The sequence below is a fragment of the Pseudoramibacter alactolyticus ATCC 23263 genome (assembly GCF_000185505.1).
Lineage (GTDB): Bacteria > Bacillota > Clostridia > Eubacteriales > Eubacteriaceae > Pseudoramibacter > Pseudoramibacter alactolyticus.
On sequence record NZ_GL622359.1, the window covers coordinates 2,299,114 to 2,308,709 of the forward strand.

A 9,596-nucleotide genomic window follows, 5' to 3' on the forward strand; every position below is an offset into this window, starting at 1 on the left:
GTGTTTCTAAAATTGGACTTCTATTGATTTTCAATCAACAGATTCCGAAGCGTCCTCTTGTACAACCTCCATGATGTCTGAAACATCACAGTCCAAAGCATCACAGATTTTCAAAAGAACGCCAGTCGTCAGATTCTCTCCTTTCCCAAGTTTTGCAAGGGAAGCCGTGCTGATACCGCTTTTTTCTTTCAGGTCTGTACGATTCATTTTCTTATCAATCAGAAGCTTCCAAAGTTTATCGTAACTTATTGTTTTGGCCATTTTATTTTCTCCCTCTTCAATCACAGAAATTAGTTACGCACACTTTTCAAGAAACCATAACGTAAGCCGTCACCGTCTTCCATCGAGAATATAATCCGATGTGCATCCGTATAATTGACATTCTCCGGCAGCTTGTTTTCCGCGATAATAACCTGATTCTGCCCACAGTTATCAATAATGTACTGAATCAAGGCTTCCCTCATGCTTGCCGTCGCCTTTTCCTTCTCTGCAATGTTGTATTTCTTCTCCTTTAATGAAAGGATCGGTGAATCAAGAACAAGCAGATGCGAGGGATACTTTCCTTTATTTTCAAGATACTTCATAAGATTAAAGAGCATTATAGTATTCAGATAAGCACGATAGCCTTTGCCTTGATTACGTTTATGTCGTTTCCCGACCACCACATCAGCAGTCTCTATCTTCAAGTATGAATTCGGACTGCCTGTATAAGCGCAGTCTTTAATCATTTGATTAATACTGTCGCTTAACTCTTTCCAGATATTCGTGTCGAATACTTTTTTAGCATCGAACTTTGTTGCTGTTTCGTCTTCCTCGTTCTCCTTTTCAAAGACATCCGCGCCAAGCTCTGTGGACATATATGCAACAGACTGCAGTTCCTGCCTAAGCTGTTGAATCCGCTTGTACTCGGCCACAGCTTTGCGAAGTTCGGCTGCATGAGGCCGGAGCTCCTGATTCAGCAGTCTTGTGATCGTGTTGTTTTGTGCATTCAGTTCTTTCAGCCGGCTTTCCATCGTTTTGATTTCATGAGTGGTGTCTCCCTCGGTTATCTTTAGATCCTCAAGCTGAAGCTTAATACGTGCAAGCTCAGCTTTTGCCGAATCGACATAGGATGCACGGCTCTCTTCTTCTTCATCCATATCATGGCCACAGAAAGGACAGCTCGTCTTATGTCTGATCAGCTTGCCTTTTTCATCCCCTTCTACGATAAAGTTCAATCGTTTAATATCGGAATTGTACTGGGTGCGGAGTGCCTTGTACCTATCACCGAGATATCTTGCCTCCTGAAGCTTTGCATTAAGATCAAAGATCTGCGCCAGCAGCTTTCGGCTTTCCTCGGATGCATCTACAATCTGTCTTTCGATCCTCTCGATCTCGGCTACGAATTCTTCGATCTTTGCCTCAACATCCACGTCGGCTTCGGCAGCCACAGATTCTTCCAGCTTTTTCTTCTGTTCAGACAAGGCCTGAATTTTATCATTGAGATAGCTGATCACGCCCGCTTTCCGGGTAGCTCTCTTTTCCAGATCTTCAACGCTGACATCCGGAAGATAACGCTGCAGGTTGTCGCCATTTATCAAATACAAAAGAGAAGTCAGGCTCGCTGTAATCTTTGAATGGCCGGGATTATCAAAAGCAGTGCGTTTCCCGAAGATGTTGTCCTCATTGATAAAGAAGAAATGGAAAATCGTGCGGATTGTAAGATTCTCGTCCTTGGGTGCCTGTGTGCCGATTATTTTTGTATGCTCTTCAATTCCCAAGACCAATCTCAGAAGAAGATCACTGTATTCGTAGGTGGACACCTTATACTCTTGTTTTATGCCCGGAAGAGAAGAACTGACGGCAACGGTATTTGATCCTTTATCCCCGTTTTCGCCTTCTTCTATTTTCCGGGTGGCGGTAAGCGTATCCCCGTCCTCTGACTCCAATGTCATGCTGACGGTGTCGTATCCCGTATCCTCCAGTGAAAACGGAACTTCCTTGCCGCCAAACAAGAAATCTATGCAACCGATGATATAAGATTTACCTGTATTTGAAGGCCCGACTATGAAATTGACCCCGTCTTTAAAAGACACAGAGGAATATTCAACATTCTCTCCCGAGGCAGCTATCTGTGATATATGAAATCGACTCATTGAGCAACCTCCTCGTGGAATGACTTTGCTGACATTTTATAGACAGCGGAAATAAGTGTCCGTTCAGATCTATTGGCAGTGGCCTTTATTACTGCCTGTGCATTTTTCCTGTATTCTTTCGCATAATCACTGTCCAACGACTCACAGAAGTCTTCACCTTCCGGCGTGATGATATATGACAGTCCTTCTTTATAGCTCACAGCCTGTGCCGTTCCATCTAGCACCAACTCTTTCAGGGCTTCTTTAACGCCCTCCCGATGAGAGGCGAATACACTGAACTTATATTCATTGTCCCCATTCAAATTCTGATCCGTTATTCCGAACGTCGCACTATACACAGTCATAAAGTCAACGACATACAGCATGTCCAAGGTCTGCGGCATATCATATTCATCCAGAAGGATCAGGAGCCGCAGGGAATTTTCAAATGTTGAGTTAAACAGTTTGTCCATCGTCCGCCCTCGTCCATCCGGTGATCTTGCCGTCATTCACAAGGAAGTGGCAAATTCCTTTTTTCTGCACCATACCTATCCAGTCTGTATCCCGGCAGAGCCAGCACCTGTCCGGGCTGATCTCTTCAGCGCGGATCAGAACATTGCTCAGACGCTCCAATCCGTTATAAGCTCTTCTTCTCCATACTTCCTTTACGCCTTCAAATGTCTCTTCTTTCAGAACATTGAACTGGTCTTCCTTCTTATAGATATCCCGTGTTCCACGCCTGACAGCTTCAGCTGCGAAATAATACCGGCGCTGGTCAGCGAGATTCTCCTCATAATCCGGATAGGCCGCAACATTAGCCAGATCAAAGGTATCTTTACCTTCTGCCTGAGCATACGCTTTTGCCAAGGCCTCCGTGTACGCCCGTTCTTCATGGATAATGCTTTCCGGCACTTCAGCATCTTCAAGCGGATGCTTCTTATACTCCTCGAGCTCGGTATTGATCCTTTCCTTTGCTTCCGGCGTAAGAACATTATCCCTTGTCAGGGAGTATAAATAGACCTGACCCAAGAACTCCGCAAACGTTTCTTTTTTCCCAGGGCGCAGCAGTTCATCGCGCTTGCTGTCGGAAATGTTCGCGACATCTTCGTTTATAACGCCTCGCAGATGGAAAATGATCTCATCCTCCATGCCGGGCATAAAGTGACGAATGATATTCTTTTGAAAATAGGTTCCTATAGACGCTTTGACCGCCGGATCTTGTGAATGCCCTTTTATGACCCTGAGAGGCCTGCCGCCCGGTTCGCGATTCACGATCTTACTTGCGGCTCCCTTTTGTACCTTTCCTATCGTAATGTTCAGAGGATATGCAACACCGCCATACAAAAGCTGGATAAGATCAGGATCGTTGATCTCATCCACAAATGCATTCTTGATTTCGGCTATCACTGTTGCAAATACAAGCTCACGCAACGAGCTCACCTCCAAAAAAGAAACTTCGCGGTAACTTTATAGGAACCGGTCTGAGCGCCTACAACACTGACTTTTCCTTGGTCAGCGGTTATATAATATAGACGTGGCAGGAAAAGCCCTTCAAACCACTTTGTACAGTATATCATGGGGCGAGCTATAAGTAAATAAAATTTGCGCTTCCGCAAATATTTATTTCAGGCTTTTCAGGTCATAGTCCTCACAGTATGTGGGGAAACAACCAAATATCTTTTTAATGCGTAATGCAGCCTGACCATCGGTGGAAAGGATGCAAACCGAAACGGAGTTATCCGTTCGATTTGTATGCCTTCCACCGATTTTTTTGTGCATACATCTCTTCATATAACGATTCCTCCGCTTCGGACACGACGAAACGGAGGAATTTTAAATGCCTAAAAAGCGCAATGCTGCGAAGCAAACACCAGTCTACTACCAGAAGTACAACGAACAGACAAAACGCTGGGAGGACGTCCCTGCCATCATCGGTCAGGACGGGATCACCGAGGATATCTACTTCGTTCTTGAAGGCCACGGTGAAGCCCTGACCGATCGTTACGAAGAGGAAAAGAAAGACGTCCTCTTCGAGACCAAAAAAGCCGAATACGAGAAATACGGAGACCCGCACCAGCCGTCCCCTATGGAGCAGCTGGGTACGAACGACACCAACCCTGAGCACATCCTCTTTGACGAACCCGAGCCTAAAAATCCCCGTGCCGCACTGGTCAGAAAGCTGTTGCAGAAGCTTACCACTGCGCAGATCGACCTGTTCTACGACATTTTCGGAGAAATGAAACAGATCGAGCAGATCCGCTCTGAGGAGGAAGCTGCCGGACACAAAGTGACGGAGGCTGCCATCCGTGGCCGCCGCGACCGCATGCTGGCTCGGATGAAGAAGCTGATCGAGGCAGAGGAGGCCAAGAGCAGTAAGAAATAATCTCCCGCACCGGAGGGGGTTCGGTTTTTCGGAACTTAGTAGAGGAAGGGATAAAGACCACTAAGTTCCGACCCGACCTCCGGGCGCAGTTCTCGTTTACAAGGATTGGAGGTTAAGACCATGAGACTGCATCACACTGTACGAATCAACGTAGCAAGGCCAGATACCAGGGCTAACGAGATCATACAGGGCACGACCCGCCGCATACCGACAAGGCTCCTGAAGTTCCTGTTCGGCGACGCAACGGAAGTGCTCCTGTTATCGCCCGGCTCCAGTATCGAATCGGTCGAGATCAGGGAAATGAAAGGAGGAAGCCACAATGCCGACAGATGCACCGCAGATGCCCATTAAGGTGCCGCCATACAGGCACCAGCAGGAAGCATACAAGTTGGCGCTGCAGCTGTTCGGGCTTCTTCTGTCCAACGTACGCAGCCGAGGCTGCGCCTTCCTGATGGAGATGGGCACAGGCAAGAGCCTGACGGCCATCGCCGTCACCGGGACGCTGTATTTGAGCGGAAATATCCGCCGGGTACTGATTGTCGCGCCGCTCTCGATCCTCAGCGTATGGCAGGAGGAATTTGAGAAATTCGCTGTCTTCCCTTATACGCTCACTGTACTGACAGGCACCGGAGCCAAAAAGAAACAGCAGCTCGCTTCTGTCGGTTCCGACGGCCTTCAGATTATAGTCGTGAACTACGAAAGTGCATGGCGAATGGAGCAGGAAATCTGCAGATGGCGTCCGGATCTCATCATCGCTGATGAAGGCCATAAGCTGAAAAGCCATAAGACCGCCGCTTCAAAGTCCATGCACCGCATGGGGACGCTTGCGAAGTATCGTCTGCTCCTTACCGGCACGCCCGTGACAAACAAGGCCATCGACATTTTCAGCCAGTACAAGTTCCTGAACCCGAATATCTATGGCCAGAGCTTCTACGCCTTCCGGAACCGCTACTTTTTCATGACCGGATACGGCAATTACACGCCTGTGATGAAGAAGTCGATGGAGGACGAGTTCACTCGCCGGATGCATAGCATCGCCTACCGGGCGACAAAGGCTGAATGCCTCGACTTGCCGGAAACCACAGACGTAATCCGGAAGATCCAGCTCGAACCCGCCGCCTTGAAGCTCTACTACTCTCTCGTGGAGGACAGTTTCGCGGAGCTTGAAGAGGACGAGGTCACGACCACAAATATCCTGACCAAACTTCTGCGGCTGTCACAGCTTACTGGCGGATTCATTTCCGGAGACGAAAGCGACGTGCCGGAGCAGGTATCGACCGCGAAGCTCTCTGTCCTTGAGGACATTATCGACTCCGCTGCCGACGAAGGAAGAAAGCTGGTCATCATCGCCCGCTTTGTCCCGGAGCTTCATGCCATCTGCAGTCTGCTTGATAAGAAGGGCATCAACCACTCGCTCATTATGGGCGGCGTGAAGAACCGGGAGGAACAGATATCCCAGTTCCAGAATGACCCGGACGTGACCGTCTTTGTCGGCCAGATCGCAACGGCAGGCCTCGGTATCACGCTCACCGCTTCATCGACGATGGTGTTCTATTCGCTCGACTACAGCATGAGTACTTACGAACAGACCAAGGCCAGAATCCACCGTGCCGGGCAGAAATATCCATGCACTTATATTCATCTGATTGCCGACGGCACCGTAGACCAGAAAGTTCTGCGGGCGCTCCGCAGCAAAGCAAATCTTGCGAAGACGCTGGTAGACGACTACCGCCGTGGCAGAAACCCATTCAAATAAGGAGATACGCATTATGGACAATACATCAATGTTCGAGCTCGCAGACCACCTGAAAGCACTGCGGGACGAGAAAAAATCCGCTGAAGACTTTGTCAAGGAACTCAACGCAAAGATTGAAGAGGCCGACTACCAGCTTTGCCAGATGATGGCGGAGTCAGAAACACAGAACTTCACCCACGCAGGCGTGATGTTCTCCCTTACCACCAAGACCCGCGCTTCCGCTAAGGCCGATGTGAAGGACGAGCTTTTCTCCGCCCTGCGCCGCGAAGGCTTCGGAGATCTTGTCTATGAGACCGTGAACGCCAACAGCCTGAGCTCTTTTGTAAAGGAACAGATGCAGAGAACAACGACGCCCTGCCGGAATGGCTGAATGGCCTCGTCAACGTATTCGAAAAATCAACGATTGCTGTCCGCAAGGCAGCCCACTGATATGGAGGACTTGAATTATGAGCACAAAGAAAAATGAAATCGCGACTGTTAACAACGCAGGTTTTCTCGCACTGAAGGATTTTGATATCGCATCTGTACTGTCAGAGGAGCTTGAAGGCCTGAACGCCAGCTTCGAACGCATTAAGATTCCATCCGGCGGCACCACGGTATTCGAGATTCCGGGCGACGACCCGAATGAGCCTGAGACCGTGAAGGAGTTCTCCGCCGTCATCCTGTACCATCATCCGCTGAACGCCTATTACAAGGATGCCTATACCGGCGGCTCCAACCCGCCCGACTGCGGCAGCATGAATGGCGTGACCGGCGAAGGTACGCCCGGAGGAAGCTGCAAAAACTGCCCGTATAACCAGTTCAGCTCAGGCGAGAACGGCTCCAAGGCCTGCAAAAACCGCCGCCGCATCTACCTGTTGAGGGAAGGAGAAATCTTCCCGATGATCCTGTCACTGCCGACCGGCTCCCTCAAGGATTTCAGCCGTTACCTAATGAGACAACTTTCAAAAGGCAACAAGAGCAATTCCATCGTGACCCGCTTTGCTTTAAAGAAGGCCACGTCCGGAAGCGGCATCACCTATTCGCAGGCGCAGTTCTCTTTTGACAGGAAGCTCTCGCCTGAGGAATACGCGCTGGTGTCCGCCCTCTCTGATGAAGTGAAAGCCCTGAGTCAGAACGTCGGGTACGACACACAGGAGTCCGCTCCCGTAAATGTCGATCCGGAAACCGGCGAGATCATCGAGCCCCTTGCCTGAAACATGAAAATCTAAACCCAGCTGCCCGGAGGGAGCACCTGCTCTCTTCCGGGCTGTGCCGGTGAAAGGAACTTCTATGATAAATTACCGATCTATTACGGACATGCCTTCCATCAGACGCTACCTTGCAGGGGTAAGCCCTGTCGCGTTTGACTTTGAGACAGCACCGGATAACGAATACCGTAAAGAACCGAAGGCTGCCCTCGATGCCCATAAGGCACATATCACCGGAGTCAGTTTTTCTGTAACGGAAGGCGACGCCATCTATGTACCGCTTGCTCATCGCGTCGGCGTGAACTGTGAAGACCCGGATGCCTTGTGGGCATTCCTGAAAGAATCCATATTCGAAAGCCATGATGTGATCTGCATCGCCCATAACCTGTCCTTCGAGGCCATGTTCCTTTATAAGCAGGGAATCGTTGTTCAGGAACCCTGTTATGACACCATTGCTGCCGCGCAGCTCACGATGAAGTCAAAGTGGGAATTCCGTGGTCTCCATGACAGCGGCCTGAAGCTGCTCGCGACCTCGCTCTTCGGTGCGGACATGCCGAGTTTTTCTTCAGTTACGGACGGCAGGCACTTCGATGAGATGAACCCGCAGGAATATGAGACCGTCCGCTATGCCTGCGCCGACTCGGACTATACCCTTTGTCTCTATTACAAGTTCAACAACTGGTTCGACCGCTTCCTGCCCGCGCACCGCATCATCACAGAACAGCTTGAGTCCCCGACCGCCGTCATGGTCGGCTGCATGAAATATAACGGGATTCCGGTTGACCGGAAAGCCATGCTGGAGAAACAGACCGAGGCAGTCGCCAAGGTCGATGCCCTGAAGGCTGAGATCAACGAGCTGACCGGCGGCGTCAATATCGGCGCAAATGCGTCTACCTCTGCTTTCAAGCAGTACCTGTACAAGGATCTCGGACTCCCGGTGCTGAAAAAGACCGAAAAGAACCAGGAGGCTGCCGACGATGCGGCCATGCAGCTTCTGGAGGAATACTGTGCGCAGCACCGTCCGGAACTCGTCCGTCTCTTTCAGGCTGTTCAGGAATACCGCAAATGGGGCAAGCTCAAATCCACCTATATCGACGGATATCTCGACCATGTCAACTCTGCTACCGGCAGGATTCATCCCGATCTCATGCCACTTGGCACGGATACCGGGCGCTGGGCGGCAAGGAACCCTAACATGCAGAACGCTCCCCGTAAGACCAATGATCCCATTGGCATCCGCAACTTCATCGTTGCTCCGCCGGGACAGATCATTATGTCGCTGGACTTCTCTCAGATTGAACTACGCGTGGGCGCATTTTACTGCCGTGACCCGAAAATGCTGGAGACCTATCGCAGCGGCGGTGATATCCACGCCCAAACAACATCTGTTGTATTCGGCGTACCTTTCGAAGTCGCGGTCGATAAGAACGCTCCCAATTATAAGGAGCATCGCACCATAGCCAAAAACTGCAACTTCGGCGTGTTCTATGGTCTTTTCCCTCGCGGCCTGCAGAAGACGCTGCGCTTTAAGGCCGGGCTCGACACTTCTTTTGAGCGCTGTAAGGAGATCATCGATAACCTGAAGTCCGGCTACTCCGGGCTCACCACTTGGCAGGAGGAAACCAAGGCCAGAGCCGCCAAGACATGCTATGCGGAGACATGGATGGGAAGACGAAGGTATCTTCCGCACATGCTCTCCTCCGACTGGGGCAAGCACTCCTTTGCCGAGCGTTGTGCCCTGAATACTCCGGTACAGGGAACAGCCGCCGATATCCTGAAGGCCGCCTGCGCAAGGATCGTGGCCGGGTTTCCGGAAAGACCGTGGCTGAAGCCTATCCTGCAGATCCATGACGAGCTTGTTTTCCTTCTTCCGGAGGAACGGCTCCTTGAGGCGCAGCAGTTTGTGAAAAAGTGCATGGAGCAGCAACCTTATCCGGATTTTGACGTACCCATCGTCGCGGAAGCCTCCGCCGGGCACAGCTTCGGTGCCATGAAGGAATGGGAGGAGCTGGGGTTCGATTCTTCGGAACGTAGTGGAGGTAGATCATCATGAAAATAGACATTAGAAATTCCGAAGGCTACGTCGACCCTACGCCCTTTCAGGCGCTGACGAAAATCCAGAAGGAAGAGGCTCCGGCACCTGTGCGCAGGTA

General features: G+C 50.5%; 9 protein-coding genes. 5 read left to right on the forward strand and 4 right to left on the reverse strand.

Features of this window, described 5'->3' with window-relative positions:
* Positions 1 to 30: 30 nt before the first annotated feature.
* The 4 genes from HMPREF0721_RS10920 to HMPREF0721_RS10935 are packed head-to-tail and all read right to left on the reverse strand — an operon-like array spanning position 31 to position 3,554.
* On the reverse strand, positions 31 to 261 hold the full coding sequence (locus tag HMPREF0721_RS10920) for a helix-turn-helix domain-containing protein (RefSeq protein ID WP_040640090.1): 231 nt from the start codon (positions 259 to 261) through the stop codon (positions 31 to 33).
* Positions 262 to 290: 29 nt separating this feature from the next.
* Positions 291 to 2,135, reverse strand: coding sequence for an AAA family ATPase (locus HMPREF0721_RS10925; RefSeq protein WP_006599856.1), 1,845 nt, complete (start codon positions 2,133 to 2,135; stop codon positions 291 to 293).
* Entirely contained in the window at positions 2,132 to 2,587 is a 456-nt protein-coding gene (locus tag HMPREF0721_RS10930) for an ABC-three component system middle component 2 (protein WP_006599857.1), read from the reverse strand. Before HMPREF0721_RS10930 ends, HMPREF0721_RS10925 begins: the two co-directional genes overlap by 4 nt.
* Complete coding sequence (locus HMPREF0721_RS10935) at positions 2,571 to 3,554, reverse strand: ABC-three component system protein (RefSeq protein ID WP_242821898.1); 984 nt, start codon at positions 3,552 to 3,554, stop codon at positions 2,571 to 2,573. The genes HMPREF0721_RS10930 and HMPREF0721_RS10935 overlap by 17 nt, the downstream gene beginning before the upstream one ends.
* Positions 3,555 to 3,951: 397 nt before the next feature.
* On the opposite strand from HMPREF0721_RS10935, the gene HMPREF0721_RS10940 reads away from it, so the two are divergent.
* From HMPREF0721_RS10940 to HMPREF0721_RS10965, 5 genes are all read left to right on the forward strand, one after another.
* Positions 3,952 to 4,497, forward strand: coding sequence for a hypothetical protein (locus HMPREF0721_RS10940; RefSeq protein WP_006599860.1), 546 nt, complete (start codon positions 3,952 to 3,954; stop codon positions 4,495 to 4,497).
* Positions 4,498 to 4,816: 319 nt separating this feature from the next.
* Positions 4,817 to 6,253, forward strand: coding sequence for a DEAD/DEAH box helicase (locus HMPREF0721_RS10950; RefSeq protein WP_006599862.1), 1,437 nt, complete (start codon positions 4,817 to 4,819; stop codon positions 6,251 to 6,253).
* Positions 6,254 to 6,266: 13 nt separating this feature from the next.
* Positions 6,267 to 6,623 carry a gp33 family protein gene (locus HMPREF0721_RS10955; protein WP_006599863.1) on the forward strand — a complete coding sequence of 119 codons (357 nt, stop codon included), beginning with the start codon at positions 6,267 to 6,269 and terminating at the stop codon, positions 6,621 to 6,623.
* Between the two features lie 76 nt (positions 6,624 to 6,699).
* Positions 6,700 to 7,449 (forward strand): hypothetical protein, encoded by a 750-nt coding sequence (locus HMPREF0721_RS10960; protein ID WP_006599864.1) that lies wholly within the window; start codon positions 6,700 to 6,702, stop codon positions 7,447 to 7,449.
* A 76-nt stretch (positions 7,450 to 7,525) separates the two neighbouring features.
* Positions 7,526 to 9,496, forward strand: coding sequence for a bifunctional 3'-5' exonuclease/DNA polymerase (locus HMPREF0721_RS10965; protein WP_006599865.1), 1,971 nt, complete (start codon positions 7,526 to 7,528; stop codon positions 9,494 to 9,496).
* The last annotated feature ends 100 nt before the right edge of the window (positions 9,497 to 9,596 follow it).